Raw genomic sequence first — 22,367 nt, 5'->3', positions numbered from 1 at the left:
CTCATCATTAAGTATTTTTGTATCTACATGCCATTCGCTTTTCTCATTTTTCTCAAAGATAAAAGGCGTATCCTTTCTTTTTACATTTACATATTTACAATCATCTTTTGTATGAAATAGTAAATATGATGATATTGTCTGGTTTGGTTTTTTTGAATTTGATTTTATTGATTTTAATTTAAATAAAATGTGATTTGTTATGCCGTTGTTTAACTTAAGCCAACCGCCATTAACATTTGACATAGCTGCATCATACAAGATGGCTGCTGCTACTTGAGACCAAGTATAGGTTTCTATTTTTAGCATTTCATATAACGCATCAGTGTCACCAATTGATTTTACATTGAGATCTTGAGTAAATTTGTCCATGATCTTTGAAAGCTTATAGGTTTTTCCTGTTCCTGGAGGACCATATAAAATTTGATTTAGTGATAGATCTGTTTTGCTTTTTATTTGTTTGTTGTCTGTTATCGGCATTGTTATTCCTTTACTATTTATAAATTCTATATACTTACTTACTGCTGAATTATAGTCAGCAAAAGATTTTTTTGTTTTTCCAGATTTTAAAAACTCTTCTTCTAGATATTTTGGGTTTTTGCTTTTTAAGTCATAATAATCAAAAATTGAGTAAATTTTATTGTCTTCTAAAAAACTAATAAAATTTCTTAAATAGGTTTGATATTGTGGAACCGTGTTTTTACTTAAAATTTTTTTACAATAATCTTTAAAACCGTCATAGTCTATATCTTCAAACACGCTTACTCCTTTAATTTTTAAAATTTACCAAAGCCACTCTCACAACCCATCAAATTCTTTTTTTAGTTCGTCTCTTAGCTCTTCGGCTCTATCTTCGCCGTTTTTGAAATTTGCCTTTACAAAGCCATCGATCTCGTCTAAAATTTCAACAAGTTCGCTCTCCCAGTTTGCATTTTCTTGTTTTAAAAGCGCCTCTAGCTTGTCTCTTGTCTGCTCGAGCTGATCAAGTGCTTTGTCCTTGTCGCTAGCCTCATTTAGCGCATCTTCAAATAAAATATCTTGCCTTAAGGCGTTTATCTTTTTAAATATTACATTGCAAAATTTTGGATATTTTTCAGCATTGCTTAAATTTTCTAAAACCTCCTGTGCGGCCTTTTGATAAGCTGGCACCGCTCCCTCTTCGTCGAGCTTTTTGGTGAGTTTTTGTATCTGAAAATATAAAATAAGTGCTGCAAAAAACGCAAGCAGCAAATAAATCGTCACATTATTCATTTTTACTCCTTTTTCTAAATTTATCTATGCTAATTATCGCAAGTGCCAGCCAGATCATACAAAACGAGATGACCTTGTAGCCGTCTAAATTTTCGCCGTAAATGAAGACCGCACAAAGGATCGCGATGGTTGGCGAGATGTATTGCAAGTAGCCGATCGTGGTTAAATTTATCCTTGTTGCCGCTGCGTTAAAAGCGACAAGTGGCACGATGGTTACGATGCTTGAGGCGATCATTAAAAGTGAGTCCTCATTTAGTCCAAAGTGGCTTTTACCTAAAAATGCTATGTAAAAAACGTAAGCAAGTGCAAATGGGAACATAAAAAATGTCTCTATAAAAAGCCCGTTAAATGCGCTAATCTTTGCCATCTTTCTAACTACTGCGTAAAATCCAAATGAAAGTGGCAAGATAATGGAAACTAATGGCAATCCACCTTGGGCATAAATTTGTACACTAATGGCTAAAACGACTATACAAATGGCTAAAATTCCGCTTTTATTTAGCCTTTCTTTGAAGATGATAACGCCAAGGAGCATGCTTATTAGTGGATTTATAAAATAGCCCAAGCTTGTGTCCAAAATTTTGCCATTGCTAACCGCATATACATAAACGCCCCAGTTTGTGGTGATAAATATGCCACTCAAAAATAAGGTTTTTAGCGAACGAATATCTTTAAGTAAAGCAAAAATTTCACCCATTCTGCCACTAAAATAAAGCACTCCAGCCATTAAGAAAAATGACCAAATGACTCTGTGGGCTAAAATTTCGTAGGCATCGACATCTTTGCTAAAGAGGTTAAAATAAACTGCTAAAAACCCCCACATAAAAAAGGCGCTAAGCGCGAGAATAACGCCTTTTTGGCTCTCATTTAGTCTTGGTATTTTTGTCGCCTTTTATAGAATTTATACTATCTATCATCAAAAGTGTGACCGAGATGGCTAGGCAGATCATTAAAAAGTATGAGCTTTTCTCCAGTCTCTCGCCGATAGCAAAAGAGACAAAAAGCATCATTATAGGCTCAAAATATGTAAGCAAACCTAGTACATTTATCGGCACGAGCGTGCTTGAGAGGATCTGGGCGATGAGGGCTATGCCGCTGATAGCACCAAGCAAGATGAGCAGATAGTAGATGTTTGGATTTTGGCTCATCACGTAGTTCATATCGGCTGTGAGCGCAAAATAAAATGAGAATAAAAACATAAAAATTATCTCTATAACAAAGCTTGAGAAATTTGCAAGGTTGTAGTACTTTCTAATGGCAAAATAGACTGGATAAAGGCAAAAAACTACAGCGCTCTCCCACGAGATGCCGCCACTTAGTATAGCTGTGCTAAAGACGCCAAGGGCTGCAAAAAATATCGAGGCTAGCTTTGTTTTAGAGAGGTGCTCTTTAAAAAATATCCGTCCAAAAAGGACCATGATTATTGGCATGATGAGGTAGCCGATAGAGACTTTTAGCGCTGATCCGTTGCTTGGAGCCCAGAGATAGAGCCACATCTGAAATGAGACAATGAGCGAGGTAGCTAGTAAAACTAGTAAAATTTTAGGTTTTAGCTTTATTTTTAGAAGTAAAAATTTGAAATTTCGCTGCTGTTTTAACAAAAAAATGGTGGCGATGACAAAAGGCATGGCAAAGATCATGCGGTATCCAATAAGAGCTTGTGTGCTGATGGGGTTCATGAGCACTGACATGTAGTAAATGCAGTTAAATAAAACTGATGCCAAAAGCGAATAAAAAATGCCTTTTATCATGAAAAAAATCTTCTCTTTTTCTGGGTAAATTTAAAGTAGCGATTGTATGCAAAATATCTTTAATAACCCATTAATGGCTTTTATTTTTTAAGTTTGCCGTGATATAATCAGCGTCTAATTTAAGGCAAAAAAGATAGGAAAATAAATGACTTGGAACCGCGATAGCTGGAGAGAATTTAATATCTTGCAACAGCCAAATTATCCAGATTTAAAAGAGCTTAAAGAGGTCGAAGAAAAATTAAAATCACTTCCTCCTTTGGTCTTTGCTGGCGAGGCTAGAAGTTTAAAAGAAGAACTTGCAAAAGTTTGCAATGGCGAGGCATTTTTGCTTCAAGGTGGCGACTGCGCTGAGAGCTTTACAAATTTTAATGCAAACAACATCAGAGATATGTTTAAGGTTTTACTTCAAATGGCGATAGTTTTAACCTTTGCTGGTGGCTATCCAGTGGTCAAAGTGGGCCGCGTGGCAGGGCAGTTTGCAAAGCCTAGAAGTAGCGATTTTGAAGAGGTAAATGGCGTTAAGCTTCCAAGCTATAGAGGCGACATCATAAATGGCTTTGAATTTGACGAAAAGGCAAGAGTGCCTGATCCAAAACGTATGATAGAGGCGTATTATCAAAGCGCATCTACGATGAACTTACTTAGGGCCTTTTCAAGAGGCGGTTTGGCCGACCTTCATCAAGTGCATAAGTGGAATTTAGGCTTTGTCAAAAAGCCAGAGATCGGTGAGAAATACGCAAAACTAGCTGATGAGCTAACAAAGACGCTTTCATTTATGGCAGCTTGTGGCATCACTTCAGCAAATACGCCAGTCATAAATCAAACCGCGGTTTATACATCTCACGAGGCACTTTTACTACCTTATGAAGAGGCACTAACTAGGGTTGATAGTCTTAGCGGTGAGTGGTACGACTGCTCGGCTCATATGCTTTGGATAGGCGAGAGAACGCGTGGTATAAATGACGCTCACGTACATTTTTTAAGTGGTGTGAAAAATCCTATCGGCGTAAAGATCGGACCAAGTGCAAAGGCTGAAGATGTCGTCGCGCTTGCAAATAAGCTAAATCCAGAAAATGAAGCTGGTAGACTAAATGTGATAATCAGAATGGGCGCTGATAAGATAGGCGAAAATTTACCAAAAATTTTAAGAGAGCTAAAGCGAGAAGGGCTAAATATCGTTTATAGTATCGATCCGATGCATGGCAACACTGTAAAAACCTCAAATAACTACAAAACTAGAGAATTTGACAAGATAATAAGCGAAGTTAGAAGCTTTTTTGAAATTCACAAAGCTGAGGGCACAAGAGCTGGTGGTGTGCATCTTGAGATGACAGGCCAAGATGTGACTGAGTGCACAGGTGGGGCATTAAACATTACTGAAAGTTCGCTTGAGCAAAGATATGAAACACAATGTGACCCAAGGCTAAATGCTGATCAGGCACTTGAGCTTGCATTTTTGATGGCTGATCTAGTCAAAAAAGCTTAAAATTATAAAATTTGGAGAAAAAGATGGTAAATGTTTATGATCTAATCGTTGTTGGTGGCGGACCCTGTGGAATTGCTAGCGTAGTTGAGGCAAAAAGAAATGGCTTAAACAACGTTTTGCTTCTTGAAAAAGGCGATAATCACAGCCAAACGATAAGAAAATTTTATAAAGATAATAAACGTGTGGATAAAGAGTATAAAGGGCAAGATAGCACGATACATGGCGTAGTTTCATTTGAGGATGGCACGAAAGAGAGCACGCTTGATTATTTTGACAAGCTGCTTGATACTGAAAAGATTGAAGCTTTTTTTAACTCTGAAGTAGAGAGCGTGAAAAAAGATGGAGAAATTTTTAAAGTAACTACCTCAAAAGCCGTATATGAAGCTAAAAATGTGATGATATCAATTGGCAAAATGGGACGACCAAATAAGCCTGATTATAAAATTCCGCCTTCACTAAACTCGGTTGTAAATTTTAACCTTGATAGCTGTACGAACGGCGAAAAGGTGCTTGTTGTAGGTGGCGGAAACTCAGCAGTTGAGTATGCGATCGAGCTTTGCCAATACAATAAAACCACAATCGCTTATAGAAAAGATAATTTTAGCCGCGTAAATGAGACAAATTTAAGCGCACTTTGGGAGTTAGAAAAGCACGGCAAGATAAAAGTTAGGCTAAATCACGATATAAAAGAGATAGATAACGAATCAGGCAAAGTTAGAGTGCATTACGAAAATGGCAAAATTCGCGTTTATGACAGAGTTGTCTATGCAATAGGTGGCTCAAGTCCGGTTGATTTTTTACAAAAATGTCAGATAAAAATTGATGAAAAAGGCACTCCAATAGTTGATAGTAACTACCAAAGTAGCGTGCCAGGACTTTATGTGGGTGGTGACATCGTGCTAAAAAATGGCGGCTCAATAGTCGTTGCTCTAAATCACGCTCATCACGTAATAAAAGACATTTTAAAAGGCAAGGCATAAGCTTGATAAATAAAATTTTACTAGCTATTTTTTGTTTGATAGCTGGCTTTTGCCTATCGTTTTTTAAATCTCCAAAAGAAGATGAGACACCAAAAGATACTAATCAAACGATTTATTCTATAAATTTTGACAATTTACCAGAAGAAGAGAGAGAAAAATACATCAGTAAAGACGATCTTTACGAATATGGCGGATATATAACTCCAAAAAGCTATATCCAAAATTTTACTGAAACGAACGATCAAAATTTATCAAATGATGTAAACGAACTTCAAGAACAAGTTCGTGAGCTAAGTAAAAAAAATAAAATTTTAGCTACTGATAATGTCGATATTAGCGAGAAAAATTTAGACTTTATAAGCAAAATTTCAGAGATGAAAAAAAATATCGAAAATGAAAAAAATGAGATAGTTGAGAAAAATCAAAAGACGCTAGGCGAGCTTGAAGCGCAACACTTTGAAAATATACAAACTCTCACAAAACGACTAAATGAAGCTCAAGCTGATATGATAGAGAGCTCAAAAGCCTATGAAAAAAAGATAATAGACCTTGAAAATGCGATAAATGAGGCAAAAAATGGCGATGAAAGTAAGGTAAAAGATATCGAAGCAAATTTTGCTAAATTTAAAGAGGCAGCTGAGGCAAATTACACAGCTTTAAAAGAGCAAAATATAGAGCTAAATACGACACTGACTCAAAAAGACGCACTAATAAAAGAGTATGAAAATACTCAAAATGAAAAAGATAAAAACGAAAAAAAAGAAATTTTGCTTTTAAAAGAGGAGATCGAGCGAGCAAAAAGTGACGCTAAGACACAAAAATTTAGTTATGAAAAAGAGATAAATGCACTAACTGATGGCTTTGAAACGCAAAAAAGCGTTATGGAGGATGAGCTTTCAAAAAAGGCAAATAAGATAATTGATCTTGAGGAGGCTCTTGAGTCAAGCAAGACCGCCTTAAAAGACAGAATTTATGAGCTTGATGAGATAAAGAAAAATTTAAACTCAAAAGATTTGGCAGTTGAAAACTATAATGGTAAAAATTTAGAACTAAATGCCTCTCTTGCGGCACTTCATAAAAGTTTTAATGATCTAAAAGAAAAAAATCTTAAAAGTGAGCAGGAAAATAAACTCGCAAATGAAAATATAAGCTTGCTTAAAAAAGAGCTTGAGCGAGTAAATTTGATAAACAAAAAGCTAGAGAAACAAAATTTAGATGCAAATGCAAGTTTAAATGAGCTAAATAAGAAGCTAAATTTAAGTGAAGAGAGCCTTAAAAATACAAGAGATGGGCTAAAGACGCTTGATACAAAGACGAATAAATTTTTAAAAACTTTGTTTGAGCAAAATCAAACTATCTCTTTGCAGACCCAAAAGCTTGGTTTAAATGACAGTGAGTTAAAAAATTTAAGTGCAAAGATAAATTTAAAAGATGAAAAGATAAAAGAGCTAGAAAATAATCTTACACAAACAAGTCAAATGCTAGCAGCAAAGCAAAGTGAGCTAGAAGCTCAAAAAAGAACACTAAAGATTGATATGCAAAACTATGAAATTTTGCGTCAGCAAATAAATATTTTGCAAAAGAAGATAGCTGATACTTCGGCTCTTTTTGCTGATAGCAATAAAAGTAGTGGTAAAAATTTACTAAGCTTACAAAATGAGCTTGAAAGTGCAAAACATAAGTTAAACGAGAACAACAAGACGATTGAGAGGTTAAATTCTAAAATAAATGAACTTAGCTCATCTAGCGTAAAAGGAAGTCCAGTAAATGCCAAGATCATCGAACTTCAAAAAGATATCGAGCAAAATTTAAATAGGCAAGATGAGCTTGAAAACGAAAATGTGAATTTAAAAAATATCTTGCAGGCGACAACTAAGCCAGAGACGCCAACAAAGCTAGTTTTGATCTCTAGTCTTGAGTGTGATGACATGGATGCAAAAGATAAGATTAGCGTGATGTGTAAGAATAGAGTGAGCGAATTTTTGCAAAGATTTAACTCAAACTACCTTTATGAGATAATTCCGATCGTAGATAAGAAAAATTTTGTCATCCCATCAAATGTGGCGCAAAGCATCAAAAAAGATGATCTTGGCAGGCTAAATAACTATGTAAATTATGGCGTTGGTAAAGAGCGCGCAAAGGCAGCAGCCGAGCTTATAAAAGAAGAATTTGGCGATTTTGCAAGGATCAGCTTTAGCTCCGAAGTGATCGTAAAAGATGTCACGCGTGGCTTTATCATCAAGGTTTATAGATGATCTTGGCTCAGCTAAAAAGTGGCTATCGCTACAACAGCGATACGCTGGTACTTTATGATTTTATAAGCTCAAGTTTGAAAAATTTTTCAGGCAGGATTTTAGACGTTGGTGCAGGGTGTGGGATACTTGGGCTTTTACTTAAACGCGACTTTAAAAATTCCAGCCTAAACTTGCTTGATATCTTGCAGATAAATGGTGAAATTTCTAAATTTAATGCCAGTAATAACGGCTTGGAGGCAGAAATCATAAATGCTGATTTTGCAGATTTTAAAGATAGTGAGAAATTTGACCTCATCGTATCAAATCCGCCATTTTATCACGATGGTACGAAACAAAGCGAAGATGAGCATATAAAGGCTAGTAGATACACAAGCTCTTTGGGTATAAAAGACTTTATAAGAGGTATAAGCATAAATTTAAAGCCTCACAAAAGGGCGTTTTTTTGCTATGCACCTGATGATCTTAACCAGATCATAGCATCCCTAAAAGAGTTTAAGCTAAATTTAGTAAGCCTAAAATTTATTCATACAAAGGCTGATAAGCCAGCAAATTTAGCCTTATTTGAGGTAAGAAATAATTCAAACTCAAAGCTAAAAATTTTGCCACCTTTGGTAATGAGTGAAAATGGCTCGCATACAAAAGAGGCGATTGAAATTTTTAAAAAAGCTGATACAAAGAGCGTTGATTATCAGGAGCTAGCGTGAGAGTGCAAGGCTTTAGCTATGAGTTTGATGCGAGCTTTTGCGAGAGCTGTGGCGGCAAGTGTTGCACGGGAGAGAGTGGCTACATCTGGATAAATGAAGAAGAAATTTCAAAATTTTGCACAGCATTTAATATGAGTAAAGATGAGTTTGAAAAGCAGTTTTTAATAAGAGTTGGGCTAAGGTGTAGCATAAAAGAGAAGCCTTATGAAGATGGCTTTGCTTGTGTATTTTTTGATGAAAAAAATAAAAACTGCTCAGTTTATGAGCTAAGGCCACAGCAGTGTAGGACTTTTCCGTTTTGGAATTATTTTAAAAAAAATTTAAAGGAGCTAAAAACAGAATGCATTGGCGTAAAATTTTAGTATTTTTTATGAGCGTATTTTTTAACTCGCAACTACTTTTGGCTGACGATAATAAAAGTATAAATTTACGTCTAATGCAGGCTTTATTGTTTCAAGATAGCGGAGATGTGAATGCTAGCATTCAAGCTTACTCAAATATTTTTAAAGATACAAATCAAAAAGCTTATTTAAAAGAGGCGATCAAACTTGCCTTTGCTACAAAAAATGAAAATTTAGACACTTTGATAAGTGAAGGCGAAAAAAGCTTAAAAGACGATAGCGATTTTATCCGTATAAAAGTGGCAAATTTAGTAAATCTTTCAAAGCTAAATGAGGCTAAAAGTTTAATGCAAGAGCTTGCTACAAAAGAGCCAAATGCCCAAAATTTACTCATGCTTGGCACTATTTGTATGATGCAAAATGAAACAACGACTGCACTAAAATACTTTGAAGAGGCATACTCACTAAAGCAAGAAGAAGAAAATTTGCTCCGTATCGTTGATATTTTGATAAATCGCATGGATAAGATAAAAGACGCTACAAAATATCTTGAGAAATTTAAAGATGAACAAGGTTGCACGCTAAAGACTTGCGAGCTTTTGGCTGAAATTTACTCCCAGCAAAGAAATTTCCCAAAAGTGATCGAACTCTTTGAAGAGCTTTATGAACTAAATCACGATACTTCTTATCTTGATAAGATCGTGCAGTTTTTTATCTATGATAAAAATTACAAAGCAGCAATTGAAATTTTAAAAAAATATAGCTACAACGATATAGCGCTTATGGATCTTTATGCGGCGACTAGTAATTTTGGTGACGCATACATACTTGCTGTTAAAATTTATAATGATAGCAGGGATTTAAATTTTTTAGCAAAAGCCGCGATTTACGAATACGAGATGAATAAAGACAACTTAGATGAACAAAAAATGGCTGAAATTTTAGATAAATTTGAAGCTAGTGTGCCAAAACTAGAAAATGATATGTTTTTTAACTATTATGGCTACTTGCTGATAGACCATGACATCGATCCTAGAAAGGGCGTGGAGCTTGTGCAAAGGGCACTTGCTATCTCGCCTGAGTCGCCTTATTATGAGGATTCGCTAGCGTGGGGATATTTTAAGCTTGGTGAGTGCAAAAAGGCAAAAAGCATTATGCAGCATGCGATGAAAGATGTTGATTTTAGGACTTCAAAAGAGGCAAAAGAGCATTTGCACCTAATAGAGCGCTGTATAATAAATCTAAACAAAAGGCTTAAAAAATGATACTTGATGAGATAATAAAAAAGACTAAAGATGATCTTGAAAAAAGAAAAGCAGACTTCCCTGAGGAGTGGCTTGGTCGCTCACTAGCATATAACCCATATGTGCCAAGAGATGTTTTAAGTGCGCTTAGAGCAAGCCAAAACGAGCCGATAAAAATCATAGCCGAGATCAAAAAAGCTAGCCCAAGCAAGGGCGTGATAAGAGAGGACTTTGAGCCGATAAAAATAGCCCAGGAGTATGAAGAATACGCAAATGCTTTTAGTATTTTAACTGAGCCGCATTGGTTTAAAGGCAATATTGAATACGTCACCCAAGTTCGCCGCTACGCCTCAAAGCCAATCCTTAGAAAAGATTTTATTATTGATAAATATCAAATTTTAGAAGCTCTTGTTTATGGGGCAGACTTTATCCTACTTATAGCCAAGGCACTAACACAAGGCGAGCTAAAAGAGCTTTTAGACTACGCTCATCATTTAGGGCTTGAAGTTTTGGTTGAAACTCACGACGCGAGTGATGTGAAAAAGGCTATCTTTGCAGGAGCAAATATAATAGGCATAAATCACCGAAATTTAGATGATTTTACGATGGATATGAGCCTTTGTGAGAAGCTCATACCGCTTTTGCCAAATGGCAAGATAATAGTCGCTGAAAGCGGTCTTTACCAGCATGAACAGCTTAGAGAGCTAAGTAAAATAGGCGTAGATGCTTTCTTGATAGGAGAGCATTTTATGAGACAAGATGATATAAAAAATGCCGTCAAAAAGATAAAGGAGGGTGAGTAATGCAGCACCTTTGTGCCCCTTGGAGAAGCGAATACTTTAGCGCTAAAAAAGATAGTTGTGTTTTTTGTGACGTTATAAACTCAGATGATGATGATAAAAATGGCGTACTTTTTCGAGCCAAACATTGTTTTGGGATTATGAATTTATATCCGTACTCTCCAGGTCATTTTATGATAATACCAAATCAGCATACCGACAAGATCGAAGAGCTTGATGAGCAGACTTGGTTTGAGATGAGTAAATTTGTAAGGCTTGGTGTTGAAATTTTAAAAAAAGAGCTTTATGCTAATGGCGTAAATATAGGTATGAATTTAGGCAAGGCAGCGGGAGCCGGGATAGCTGAGCATGTGCATTATCACCTTGTACCAAGGTGGAGCGGAGATACAAATTTTATAACCACCATCTCTGATGTGAGAGTAAATGGCACGCCATTTCATCCACTTTTTGAGAAACTAAAAAAGGCATTTAGTGCCGTTATTTGAGCTTGATGTAGAGCAGTGGCTAGAGAAAAGAAGCTCTTTTGAAATTTTAATAGACGCAAGATCACCACATGAATTTTCATATTCACACATAAAAGATGCCATAAATTTATACGCTTTAAATGACGCGGAACATAAAGAGGTAGGCACGATCTATAAAAGCGATAGATCCCTAGCAAAGAGCCTTGGCGCAAAATATATCTGCAAAAATTTACAAAATATCATTGATGAGGTTTATAAAAGAGCCAAGGTTGGTTCAGCTATTGGCATCTACTGCGCTAAAGGTGGGCTTAGATCAAATTCTGTTGGCTATGTGCTTAGCATGATAGGATATAGAGTTTTTAGACTTAGTGGTGGCTATAAAGCTTATAGAAATCACGTTTTAGAATTTCTAAATCGACCTTTGAGTACAAAATTTATCACTCTTTTTGGAAATACTGGCTGCTACAAAAGTAGGCTCATAAGGGCTCTAAGCCCGTCAATAGACCTTGAAGCTATGGCAAATCATTTAGGCTCTGTCTTTGGGGCGATAAATGGTGCGCAGCCAAGCCAAAAAAGCTTTGAAGATGCGTTGTTTGAAAAGCTCATCACGTTAAAAGATAAAATTTGCTTTATTGAGGGTGAGAGCAGAAGGATAGGCTCGTTAAGTTTGCCAAAAAGTCTTTATGAGGCGATGCGTAGTGGCATAAATGTCGAAGTGAGCGCAAGTTTAGAAAAAAGAATTTCTTGCATAGTAGATGATTATAAAAGTGTGGATAAAGCCTTTTTTGACGAGTGTATGAAGAAAATTTCGCCATTTATCGATAAAAAAGCTAGAGATGAAGCTGTGGCTAAATTTAATGAAAATGACATTGCTAAAGTAGCTGAAATTTTACTCACAAAATACTACGATAAAGTCTATAAGAAAAATGAAAATATTAATATTTTTATAAATTCTGATGACTTTGACGAAGCCGTTAAAAAGCTAAATGATATAAAAAATGAAGCAAAATTTTAGGCTTATTTTAATTAAAAAATTAAGCCAAAAATTTATACAAATGAATTTTGTCTCTTAAAATTTTATAGTCTTTGCTCACTTAAATTTATCAATTTTACTAAAAATAATATGTTTAATTTTATGTAAAATATTTTGTACTATTTTTCTAAGATGGTAAAAAATTTTTCAAGAAAATCAAAGTAGCACCTAAAATTCGCTAGAAAGTTAAAATGGATTTAAAATGCTTTGGGATATAATTTGCGATAAATTTATCAAAAGGCTAAAGTGATGATAAAACAGATTTCTGGTTCACAGATGATAAGCGAGGCCTTGCACGAAGAGGGCGTTGAGATAGTTTTTGGCTATCCTGGCGGTGCAGCTTTAAATATCTATGACGAAACATACAAGCAGACTTATTTTAAACACGTTTTGGTTCGCCACGAGCAAGCAGCCGTTCACGCGGCCGATGGATACGCTAGGGTTAGTGGTAAAGTTGGCGTTGCTTTTGTGACAAGTGGCCCTGGCTTTACAAATGCAGTCACTGGCCTTGCAACAGCTTATAGCGATAGTATTCCGATCGTGCTTATAAGCGGCCAGGTGCCAACATTTATGATCGGTACAGATGCTTTTCAAGAGATCGATGCGGTTGGCATTTCACGCCCCTGTGTTAAGCATAACTTTTTAGTTAATAGCGTCGAAGAGCTACCTCGTATCATAAAAGAGGCCTTTTATATCGCAAGATCAGGCCGCCCAGGACCAGTTCATATCGATATCCCAAAAAATATCACATCAAGACTTGGAGATTTTGTATATCCAAAAGAAATTTCTATTCCAAGTTACAAACCGACCTATAAGGGCAACTCAAAACAGATAAAAAAAGCAGCAGTTGCGATAAATGAAGCTAAAAGGCCGCTTCTATACATCGGTGGTGGTGCAGTCGCATCAAATGCAAGCGAGATCATACGTAAATTTATGAAAAAAACTGGCATTCCAGCAGTTGAGACACTGATGGCTCTTGGTGTACTTGACGCAAAAGATGAGCTAAATTTAGGCATGGCAGGCATGCATGGCAGCTATGCTTCAAATATGGCTTTAAGCGAGTGCGACCTTCTCATCTCGCTTGGAGCTAGATTTTGTGACAGGATCACTGGCAGGACGGATGAGTTTGCCAAACATGCAAAGATAATTCACATAGATATCGATCCAAGCTCCATCTCAAAGATCATAAACGCTCACTATCCGATCGTTGGCGATCTTACAAACGTGCTAACTGAGCTTTACGAAGAAGTCAATACAAAGCATGAAAACTACGCACCTTGGAGAGAAATTTTAGATAGATATTCTAAACTAAATCCACTTGGCTACACAGATAGCGACAAGGTCTTAAAGCCACAATGGGTCATCGAAGAGACCGCAAAGATAGCAGGAGCTGATGCGATAATCTCAACAGATGTCGGCCAGCACCAAATGTGGGTGGCGCAGTTTTATCCGTTTAACCGAGCAAGACAGCTTGTCACAAGTGGCGGACTTGGCACAATGGGATTTGGCCTCCCCGCAGCGATTGGCGCAAAATGTGCAAAACCAGACAATCTTGTTATAAATTTTACAGGTGATGGCTCAATACTTATGAATATCCAAGAGTTAATGACTGCTCATGAGATAAATATGCCTGTTATAAACATCATTTTAAACAACAACTTCTTAGGCATGGTTCGTCAGTGGCAGACATTTTTCTATGAAAAACGCTACTCATCGACTGATCTTAGCTTGCAGCCTGATTTTGTAAAGATCGCTGAGGGATTTGGCGGAGTTGGCTTTGTTTGCAAGAGTAAGGATGAGTTTAGAAAGGCTTTAAAAGAAGCGATCGATAGCAAGAAATCAGCGATGATCGACGTTAGGATCGACCGCTTTGAGGATGTGCTTCCTATGGTTCCAGCTGGAGCTGCGATTTATAATATGATATTAAAGAGCAAGGAAGAAAAATGAGTATCAGAAGAACGATTTCGGTTATAGTTTTAAATGAACACGGCGTTTTGGCTAGAATTTCTGGGCTTTTTGCGGGCAGGGGCTACAACATCGATACACTCACCGTTGCTCCGATACCTGAGAGCAACTTCTCAAGGTTAAGTATCGTAACAAGTGGCGATGAGAGAGTTTTAGAGCAGATCGTAAAACAGCTTCATAAGCTCATACCAACGTATAAAGTCATAGAAAGCGGCGAATTTGTCGAAAAAGAGATGGCTCTTGTGAAAATTCCGCTTGGTGAAAATTTTGCTGGTCTTGAGGCGATACTAAAGTCGTACAATGGTATCGTTACAAATACAAACGAAAACTACATCGTTGTCATGGTGGCTGACGATGCGAGTAGGATCGAGAGCTTTTTAAAATCGATAAAGAAATTTAACCCAGTTGACGTCGTACGTGGCGGATCTGTGATAATGGATATATGATGAAACTAAGTGAAATAGCCTCAAAAGTAAATGCTACTTTTAGTGGAGAAGATATAGAAATTTTTGCTCTAAATTCTTTAAAAAATGCAAATAAAGCTGAGCTAACATACTGCGATGGCGAGAAGAATGCAAAATTTATAAGTACATCAAACGCTGGAGCCATCTTGGTGACAAAATCGCTTTTAGACTTGGTGCCAGCTGGTATGGTCGCACTTGTGTGTGACAACCCACACCTTGCATTTGCCTTGCTTAGTAAAGATTATGCTAAGCCGCTTTTTTGTGAGCCAAAGCCATCAAATATCGCCAAGAGTGCAAAGATAATGCCAAATGTCTACATAGGCTCAAATGTGAGCATTGGTGAAAATACGATAGTCATGGCTGGAGCATTTTTGGGCGATAATGTGACTATCGGCAAAAACTGCATCATCCACCCAAACGTAGTCATTTATAACGACTGCGTCATCGGTAACGAGTGTCATCTGCTGGCAAACTGTGTGATCGGAAGCGATGGCTTTGGTTATGCACATACAAAAACTGGCGAGCATGTAAAAATTTATCATAATGGCAATGTTGTTTTAGGCGATTATGTCGAGATCGGTGCTTGCACGACGATAGATCGTGGTGTTTTTGAAAGCACAGTGATCGCAAACTACACAAAGATAGATAATCTCGTTCAAATAGGCCATAACTGCGAGCTTGGAAATGGCTGCCTAATCGTCTCACAAACTGGCCTTGCTGGCTCAACAGTGCTAGGCAGAAACGTTGTAATGGGCGGACAAAGCGGCTCAGCTGGTCATGTAAAAGTGGGTGACTTCGCGCAGATCGCTGCACGTGGAGGCGTTAGCAAAGACCTACCTGGCGGCAAAAAATATGCTGGAGCTTATCCGATAATGGAGCTTTCAGATCAGTTTAAACTCCAAGCAAAAATTTTGAGATTTTTTAAGAAAAATTGATTGCAAGCTTTTGCGAGCTTAAAATCGCAAAAGCTTTTTATCTCGTAGCCTAAAAATGCTAATTCTATTTTAAAACGAGCTAGACTTAAAATTTATATGTTGAGTTTGGCAAAATACAAATTGGCTATTTTATTTTAAATTTCTATTTATTTGGCTTTGTTCTCTTTTATTACTCTAGCCGTTTCTATTGCTATTTCTAGCTCTTCGTTAGTTGGGATGATGAGCGTTTTTATTTTGGCATCTTTATCGTCTATGCACCTTTCACCTCTCTCGTTTGAGAAATTTAGATCGTGATTTATATGGATGCCAAGATGCTTTAGATCGTCACAAATTTTTTGTCTTGTATTTGGCGCATTTTCGCCGATACCGCCGGTAAATATAAGCGCATCTACGCGTCCCAAAATAGCATAATACGAACCTATATATTTTTTAACTCGGTAGCAAAACATATCAAACGCAAGCCTTGCACGCTCGTCATTTTCCATTTTAGCTACGACATCTCTCATATCGCTTGAGCCACAAATTCCAAAAAGTCCGCTTTTTTTGTTTAAAAAGTTATCGATCTCATTCCATTTTAAAACACCGATATTTAGCAAGTAGATGACCACCGCTGGGTCCATATCGCCACTTCTTGTGCCCATTATGAGCCCTTCAAGTGGACTAAGTCCCATCGAGGTGTCGATACTTTTGCCATTTTGCACAGCACAAGCTGAGGCGCCATTTCCTAGATGAAGTGAGATGGCATTAAATTTATTAAATTCTATGCCAAGCATTTTGGCCGCTTGCTTGCAAACGTATCTATGTGAAGTGCCGTGAAAGCCGTATTTTCTTATATGATGAGTCTTGCAAACGTCGTATGGTAGGGCATAGCGGTAGGCGTACTCTGGCATGCTTTGATGAAATACCGTGTCAAAAACGACCACGTGAGGCACATTTTTGCTCTCTTTCATTGCGTTTTTAATGCCAGCAAGGTGCCCTGGGTTATGAAGAGGGGCAAGTGGGCTTATCTCCTCGATCTTTTTGATGACGCTTTCATCAACGATCATTGAGCTAAAAAAGCTCTCGCCCCCGTGAACTATCCTATGTCCGATACCATCAAGCTCGCTTAGATCGTGCAATGTGTGTGATGTAACAAAGAGCTCGTTCATCGCCTCAAGTCCGTCATGGTGGTCTTTTATGAAGCGTTTTATCTCGTAGGTTTCGCCATTTGCTTTTAGTACCGCTCTTGAGCTGGAGCTACCGATTTGCTCGACTAGACCGCTTGCTAGACTGGTTTTTGTATCCATTGCAAAAAGTTGAAATTTTATTGAGCTACTACCCGAGTTTAAAACCAAAATTCTCATATTATTCTCCTGCTTGTATGGCGCTGATTAAGATAGTATTTACCACGTCTTCAACGAGGCTACCGCGGCTTAGGTCATTAACTGGCTTTTTTAGCCCTTGAAGTATCGGACCCATGGCTAGAGCGTTTGCGCTTCGCTGAACCGCTTTATAGCAGATGTTTCCGCAGTTTAAATTTGGAAAGATAAAGACATTTGCATGCCCAGCCACATCAGAGTTTGGCATTTTTTTACTAGCCACGCTTAGATCAACTGCCGCATCAAACTGAATGGGCGCTGCGATCTTTAAATTTGCATCAAGCTCGCTCGCCTTTTTGGCAGCTTCTTTTATAAATTCCACATCGGGCCCACTTCCACTCTCAGCCGTAGAGTAGCTTAGCATGGCGATCTTTGGGTTAAGACCAAAGGCGCTTGCCGTTTGAGCGCTGCTTAGCGTTATGCTAGCTAGCTCATCTGCGCTTGGATTTGGAGTGACAGCACAGTCTGCAAAAAGCAAAATTTCTTCTTCAAGCGCCATAAAAAATGCCCCACTTACCACACTTACATTTGGCTTTGTTTTTATGATCTGCAAAGCTGGGCGGATCGTATCAGCCGTGCTCATCGTAGCGCCACTTACCAAGGCATCGGCTAAGCCTTCGTGAATTAGCATAGTAGCAAAGTAAATTTTATCTTTTGCAAGCGCGTTTGCCTTGGCTTCATCAACGCCTTTATGTTTTCTTAGCTCATAAATTTTCTTTGCAAATTCATCTGTCAGCTCATTTTGTTCTGGATTGATCACTTTGGCTTTGCTTAAATTTAGCCCCAAAGCGGCCGCTTTTTTTAAAATTTCATCTTCAAATCCTAGTAAGATGATATTTGCCGCATCTTTTTCTAATACGATGTGGGCCGCTTTTAAAATTCTCTCATCGTCGCTCTCTGGTAAAACGACGGTCTTGTTTGCCGCTTTGGACCTTTTTAGAAGCAAGCTTTGAAATTTAAATGGTGTGATGATATCTGCTTGATATTTTAAAATTTCATCTATCTTATCAGTGATTAGAAGTTTTGAGTTTAAATTTAACGCCCTTAGCTCGCTTGCATTTTCGTCAAAGACTGGAGCGTTTAAATTTCTAGCTAGCTTTAAATTTAGCTCGCTTTTACCAAAGATACTAAAGCTCTCACAGCCAAGAACTATGACAAAGTCGCTTTTGGCTTTTAACTTTTCAAATTTATCTATAAATTTTAGAAAAAACTCTTTTTCATTTGAATTTATTAAGTTATTTTTATCGTTTTCATCTGGGATTATCTTAAAAATCTCAACTTTTTTGAATTTTGTAGTTATAATTTCTTGCAGATGTGCTAAATTTTTGTCTGTAAAAACGTAACAACTTTTCATTTGCGACCTTTTTAGGAACTTAAATTGCTTAATTTTAGCACAAAGATACTTATTTTAAGGCATTTTTTATGAACTATAAAACGATTTGGCTCGTCTTATCTGCGGGCATTATTTGCACTGGCTGCACACCAAGCGCTGATCCTCATATCAATATGAAACCCCCAGTTTATGTCGAGCAACTCCCTTCAAAAGATAGTGGAACCGGACAAAGCAACGCTGGCAGCCTCTTTGGTAAGGGCGAGAATCCGCTATTTTCAGACAGAAAAGCGATGAATGTAAATGATATCGTGACTATCGTTATCTCAGAAAACGCAAGCCAAATTTCAAGTGGAAGCAAAAGTACCAACAAAGATAGCACCGTATCACTCGGCGGAGGTGTATTTACGGCTGGAGCGTCACCGCTTTCAACTGTGGCTGAAAATTTAAACAAATATGGTGACATCGGCTTTAAAGCAGGTGGCGGCAATAAATTTACAGGTAGTGGCACGAGCAACAGAAGCGAGAAATTTACCGCAACCATTTCAGCCAGGATCATAAAAATACTGAATAATGGCAACTATTTCATAGAAGGTAGCCGGGAGCTACTTATAAACGGCGAAAAGCAGATCATGCAAGTAAGCGGCGTTATCAGACCTTACGACATCTCACAAAACAACGAAATCAACTCAAAATATATAGCTGATGCTAAAATTTTGTATAAAACCGAGGGCGAGCTAGACAAATCTACCAAAAAACCTTGGGGCACAAGGCTTATGGAAGCTATCTGGCCATTTTAATGCAACTTTAAAAGCCTAAAATTTAATCAATTTGGGCTTTTAAAAAATTATATCTCAAAAATTTCTCTCGCCTTAAATATGCTAAATTATTAAAAATTATAATTGATATTTACTTTCAGAATAATATGCTTAAAATATTGAAAATTCATCAAAACAAAATAAAATTTTTTCAAAATATTATTTTTTATACTTTGAAAATATATCTCAAAAAAGGGATTTTAAATTTTTTAGTTAAAATTTATTTAATTATAAATATTAATTTTTTAAAATAATTTTTTACTTCTTTAAACAAAGATATTATTAACAAAAGTAAAATTTTCAAGCAAAGGAGCTTATATGAATAATGACTTGCGTCAAAAGATAGATAGACGCTTAAGTGAGCTTAGTGCATTGCCTAAGATGAAAAGCGACTCGAGTATTGCGCAGCTTTTAAAAGATAAAGGCTTTACGAGGCGTGATTTTATGAAGTGGGCTGGTGCGATGACAGCTTTTATGGCTCTACCAAGTGCGATGACACCGATGGTTGCTCGTGCTGCTGAGCTTAGCGATAGGCTTCCTGTGATATGGCTTCATATGGCAGAATGCACAGGCTGTAGCGAGAGCTTACTAAGAACCGATGCTCCAAGTATAGATAGTCTTATATTTGACTACATAAGCCTTGAATACCACGAAACTATCATGGCAGCTTCTGGTTGGCAGGCTGAAGAAAATTTAGAGAGCGCGATCGAAAAATACAAAGGCAGATACATCCTGCTAGTTGAGGGCGGTATCCCAACTGGTGCGACTGAAAATTTTCTAACTGTTGGACCTCATGGCACAACAGGTAAAACTCATGCTGTAAATGCTTCAAAAGACGCAGCTGCTATCTTTGCGATCGGCACCTGTTCTAGCTTTGGTGGCATTCAAGCTGCAAGGCCAAATCCATCAAATTCAGTGGGACTTTCAAAGGTAACTGATAAACCAGTTATTAATGTTGCGGGCTGTCCACCAAGTGAGAAAAATATCGTTGGCAACGTGCTTCACTTCTTGCTTTTTGGCACACTTCCAGCACTTGATGTTTACAATAGACCAAAATGGGCTTATGGTTTAAGAATTCACGATCTTTGCGAAAGACGTGGTCACTTTGACGCTGGCGAGTTTGTCCAAAACTTCGGCGATGAAGGCGCAAAAAATGGCTACTGCTTATACAAAGTAGGTTGCAAAGGTCCATATACATTTAATAACTGCTCACGCGAGAGATTTAACCAGCACACATCATGGCCAGTTCAAGCAGGTCACGGCTGTATAGGCTGCTCAGAGCCAGACTTCTGGGATACTATGGGACCATTTGAAGAGCCTATGGCAGATAGACTCTTTGATACTGTTTTGGGTCTTGGAGCTGATAATGTCAGCGATAAAGTTGGCATTGGAATTTTAGCTCTTACAGGCATTGGCATAGCAGCTCACGCTGTTATAGCTTCTATGAGTAAAGATAAAGAATAAGGCGAAAAATGAGTGAAAAAAGAATAGTAATAGACCCTATAACACGTATCGAGGGACACTTAAGAATAGAAGTTGTCGTAGATGAAAATAATATCGTAAAAGAGGCTTACTCTGGCTCAACTCTTTGGCGTGGCTTAGAGCAGATCGTAAAAGGTAGAGACCCAAGAGATGCTGGCTTTTTTATGCAAAGAATTTGTGGCGTTTGCACATATTCACACTACCGAGCAGGCATCATCGCAGTTGAAAATGCTCTTGGCATCAAACCTCCACTAAATGCAGAGCTAACTAGAACGCTTATGAACGCAGCTTTATATCTTCACGATCACATCGTACATTTTTATCAGCTTCACGGCATGGACTGGGCGGACGTGGTCTCTGCACTAAGCGCAGATGTGCATAAAGCTAGCGAAGAGGCGTTTAAATACACTGATCTTCCATTTGCCACGGGAGCTGACAAACTAAAAGAGGTAAAAGAGAGAGTTGAAGCCTTTGTTAAAAAGGGCAACCTTGGACCATTTGCCAACGCATACTGGGGACATAGCACATATAAATTTACGCCAGAGCAAAATTTAATCGTCCTTTCTCACTACTTAGAGTGCTTAAGGATTCAAAGAACAGCGGCTCAGATGATGGCTATCTTTGGCGCGAAAAACCCACATCCACAAAGCTTAACAGTTGGCGGTGTGACCTGCGTAATGGACCTTATGGATCCAGCTAGAATGGGCGAATATATGAGCAAATTTGCCGAGATCAAAGAATTTGTAGATAGAGCTTACTATCCAGATATCTTGATGGCAGCTAAAGCTTATGGTAATGAGCCAAGCGTTCTAAACGACGTTGGTGTGGCAAATTTACTCTGCTACGATGAGTTTTTGATTGGTAAAAATGATCATCTATTTAAAGGTGGCTATATCTTAAATGGCGATCTTAACAAGGTTTATGATATCGATGAAAATAAAATCACCGAAGAAGCTACTAGGTCTTGGTATAAAAACGACAAAGCTCTTCACCCATATGACGGCGAGACTGAGGCAAACTACACAGGTCTTATTGACGGCGAGAGCATAGACGCCGAGGGTAAACTAGCTCATAGTAAGCTTTTTGATACAAAAGGCAAATATAGCTGGATCAAAGCACCAAGATATGATGGCTTGCCTATGCAAGTGGGTCCAATAGCAAGTATCGTTATAAACTACGCTAGAGGCAACGAGAGAGTTAAAAAGGTAGTTGATGAGTTTTTAACAAAGAGTGGCTTGCCACTAAGTGCAGTTTTCTCAACTCTAGGCAGAACCGCTACTCGTATGCTTGAGGCAAAAGTAGTCGCAGAGCACACAATGGACGCATTTAATGCCTTGGTAGAAAATTTAAAATCAGATCAAGAGACTTGCGCAAAATATGTAATCGATAACAAAAAAGAGTACAAAGGAAATTTCCAAGGCAATGCTCCAAGAGGTGCGCTTAGCCACTGGTGCCGTATAAAAGATGGCGTCATCTCAAACTGGCAAGCAGTCGTGCCAAGTACTTGGAACGCTTCTCCAAAAGACGCACAAAATCAAATGGGAAGCTACGAAGCGTGCTTAGTTGGTTTAAAGATCGCTGATCTTTCAAAACCACTTGAGATAATACGAAAAATTCACTCTTACGATCCTTGCATCGCGTGTGCTGTGCATGTTATGGATACGAAGGGAAATGATTTGAGTACTTATAAGATAAATCCAAATTTGTAA

20 protein-coding genes and 1 pseudogene are annotated in these 22,367 nt (G+C 37.8%); 15 read left to right on the top strand and 6 right to left on the bottom strand.

Annotation, left to right across the window (positions count from 1 at the left end; translation table 11 throughout):
- The 4 genes and pseudogenes from CYP54_RS02240 to rarD (CYP54_RS02225) form a co-directional block, all read right to left on the bottom strand.
- A pseudogene (locus CYP54_RS02240) lies at positions 1–756 on the bottom strand (hypothetical protein); the annotation flags it as partial.
- A gap of 39 nt (positions 757–795) precedes the next feature.
- A complete protein-coding gene (locus tag CYP54_RS02235; protein ID WP_103604039.1) occupies positions 796–1,248 on the bottom strand; it encodes an aryl-sulfate sulfotransferase in 453 nt (150 codons plus the stop codon).
- Positions 1,241–2,095: an EamA family transporter RarD gene (gene rarD / locus CYP54_RS02230; RefSeq protein ID WP_258033616.1), complete on the bottom strand. Its 855-nt coding sequence runs from the start codon at positions 2,093–2,095 to the stop codon at positions 1,241–1,243. The genes CYP54_RS02235 and rarD (CYP54_RS02230) overlap by 8 nt, the downstream gene beginning before the upstream one ends.
- Positions 2,096–2,111: 16 nt before the next feature.
- A complete protein-coding gene (gene rarD / locus CYP54_RS02225; RefSeq protein ID WP_258033614.1) occupies positions 2,112–2,972 on the bottom strand; it encodes an EamA family transporter RarD in 861 nt (286 codons plus the stop codon).
- 172 nt (positions 2,973–3,144) lie between these two features.
- Between rarD (CYP54_RS02225) and CYP54_RS02220 the strand changes: the two genes are divergently transcribed.
- From CYP54_RS02220 to lpxD, 12 genes are all read left to right on the top strand, one after another.
- On the top strand, positions 3,145–4,485 hold the full coding sequence (locus CYP54_RS02220) for a class II 3-deoxy-7-phosphoheptulonate synthase (RefSeq protein ID WP_103604036.1): 1,341 nt from the start codon (positions 3,145–3,147) through the stop codon (positions 4,483–4,485).
- A 23-nt stretch (positions 4,486–4,508) separates the two neighbouring features.
- Positions 4,509–5,465: an NAD(P)/FAD-dependent oxidoreductase gene (locus tag CYP54_RS02215; protein WP_072594292.1), complete on the top strand. Its 957-nt coding sequence runs from the start codon at positions 4,509–4,511 to the stop codon at positions 5,463–5,465.
- A 2-nt stretch (positions 5,466–5,467) separates the two neighbouring features.
- Positions 5,468–7,720 carry a coiled-coil domain-containing protein gene (locus CYP54_RS02210; protein WP_103604035.1) on the top strand — a complete coding sequence of 751 codons (2,253 nt, stop codon included), beginning with the start codon at positions 5,468–5,470 and terminating at the stop codon, positions 7,718–7,720.
- Positions 7,717–8,424: a tRNA1(Val) (adenine(37)-N6)-methyltransferase gene (locus tag CYP54_RS02205; RefSeq protein WP_103604034.1), complete on the top strand. Its 708-nt coding sequence runs from the start codon at positions 7,717–7,719 to the stop codon at positions 8,422–8,424. The genes CYP54_RS02210 and CYP54_RS02205 overlap by 4 nt, the downstream gene beginning before the upstream one ends.
- On the top strand, positions 8,421–8,786 hold the full coding sequence (locus CYP54_RS02200) for a YkgJ family cysteine cluster protein (RefSeq protein WP_103604033.1): 366 nt from the start codon (positions 8,421–8,423) through the stop codon (positions 8,784–8,786). The genes CYP54_RS02205 and CYP54_RS02200 overlap by 4 nt, the downstream gene beginning before the upstream one ends.
- Entirely contained in the window at positions 8,765–10,030 is a 1,266-nt protein-coding gene (locus CYP54_RS02195; protein WP_103604032.1) for a tetratricopeptide repeat protein, read from the top strand. Before CYP54_RS02200 ends, CYP54_RS02195 begins: the two co-directional genes overlap by 22 nt.
- Complete coding sequence (gene trpC / locus CYP54_RS02190) at positions 10,027–10,812, top strand: indole-3-glycerol phosphate synthase TrpC (RefSeq protein WP_103604031.1); 786 nt, start codon at positions 10,027–10,029, stop codon at positions 10,810–10,812. Before CYP54_RS02195 ends, trpC begins: the two co-directional genes overlap by 4 nt.
- Positions 10,812–11,294 (top strand): HIT family protein, encoded by a 483-nt coding sequence (locus CYP54_RS02185; RefSeq protein WP_021091390.1) that lies wholly within the window; start codon positions 10,812–10,814, stop codon positions 11,292–11,294. The genes trpC and CYP54_RS02185 overlap by 1 nt, the downstream gene beginning before the upstream one ends.
- A complete protein-coding gene (gene mnmH, locus CYP54_RS02180) occupies positions 11,281–12,288 on the top strand; it encodes a tRNA 2-selenouridine(34) synthase MnmH (RefSeq protein WP_103604030.1) in 1,008 nt (335 codons plus the stop codon). The genes CYP54_RS02185 and mnmH overlap by 14 nt, the downstream gene beginning before the upstream one ends.
- Before the next feature lie 270 nt (positions 12,289–12,558).
- Positions 12,559–14,253, top strand: a complete 1,695-nt coding sequence (locus CYP54_RS02175; protein WP_258033615.1) for an acetolactate synthase large subunit — start codon at positions 12,559–12,561, stop codon at positions 14,251–14,253.
- Between the two features lie 2 nt (positions 14,254–14,255).
- A complete protein-coding gene (ilvN, locus tag CYP54_RS02170) occupies positions 14,256–14,717 on the top strand; it encodes an acetolactate synthase small subunit (protein ID WP_223154204.1) in 462 nt (153 codons plus the stop codon).
- Complete coding sequence (gene lpxD, locus CYP54_RS02165; protein ID WP_103604028.1) at positions 14,717–15,670, top strand: UDP-3-O-(3-hydroxymyristoyl)glucosamine N-acyltransferase; 954 nt, start codon at positions 14,717–14,719, stop codon at positions 15,668–15,670. The genes ilvN and lpxD overlap by 1 nt, the downstream gene beginning before the upstream one ends.
- Before the next feature lie 146 nt (positions 15,671–15,816).
- On the opposite strand, the gene CYP54_RS02160 is transcribed toward lpxD, so the two are convergent.
- Positions 15,817–17,013: an acetate kinase gene (locus tag CYP54_RS02160; protein ID WP_103604027.1), complete on the bottom strand. Its 1,197-nt coding sequence runs from the start codon at positions 17,011–17,013 to the stop codon at positions 15,817–15,819.
- Position 17,014: 1 nt separating this feature from the next.
- Positions 17,015–18,382: a phosphate acetyltransferase gene (gene pta, locus CYP54_RS02155; RefSeq protein ID WP_103604026.1), complete on the bottom strand. Its 1,368-nt coding sequence runs from the start codon at positions 18,380–18,382 to the stop codon at positions 17,015–17,017.
- Positions 18,383–18,450: 68 nt separating this feature from the next.
- Between pta and flgH the strand changes: the two genes are divergently transcribed.
- The 3 genes from flgH to CYP54_RS02140 all read left to right on the top strand — a co-directional run bounded on the left by flgH (position 18,451) and on the right by CYP54_RS02140 (position 22,367).
- Positions 18,451–19,158, top strand: a complete 708-nt coding sequence (gene flgH / locus CYP54_RS02150; RefSeq protein ID WP_103604025.1) for a flagellar basal body L-ring protein FlgH — start codon at positions 18,451–18,453, stop codon at positions 19,156–19,158.
- A gap of 336 nt (positions 19,159–19,494) precedes the next feature.
- Positions 19,495–20,640, top strand: a complete 1,146-nt coding sequence (locus tag CYP54_RS02145; protein ID WP_021091342.1) for a hydrogenase small subunit — start codon at positions 19,495–19,497, stop codon at positions 20,638–20,640.
- An 8-nt stretch (positions 20,641–20,648) separates the two neighbouring features.
- Positions 20,649–22,367 carry a nickel-dependent hydrogenase large subunit gene (locus CYP54_RS02140; RefSeq protein ID WP_103604024.1) on the top strand — a complete coding sequence of 573 codons (1,719 nt, stop codon included), beginning with the start codon at positions 20,649–20,651 and terminating at the stop codon, positions 22,365–22,367.

This window comes from Campylobacter concisus (assembly GCF_002914005.1).
GTDB lineage: Bacteria > Campylobacterota > Campylobacteria > Campylobacterales > Campylobacteraceae > Campylobacter_A > Campylobacter_A concisus_N.
Note: the sequence above shows the minus strand (reverse complement) of the source record. Positions and strands in the feature narration are given on the sequence as shown.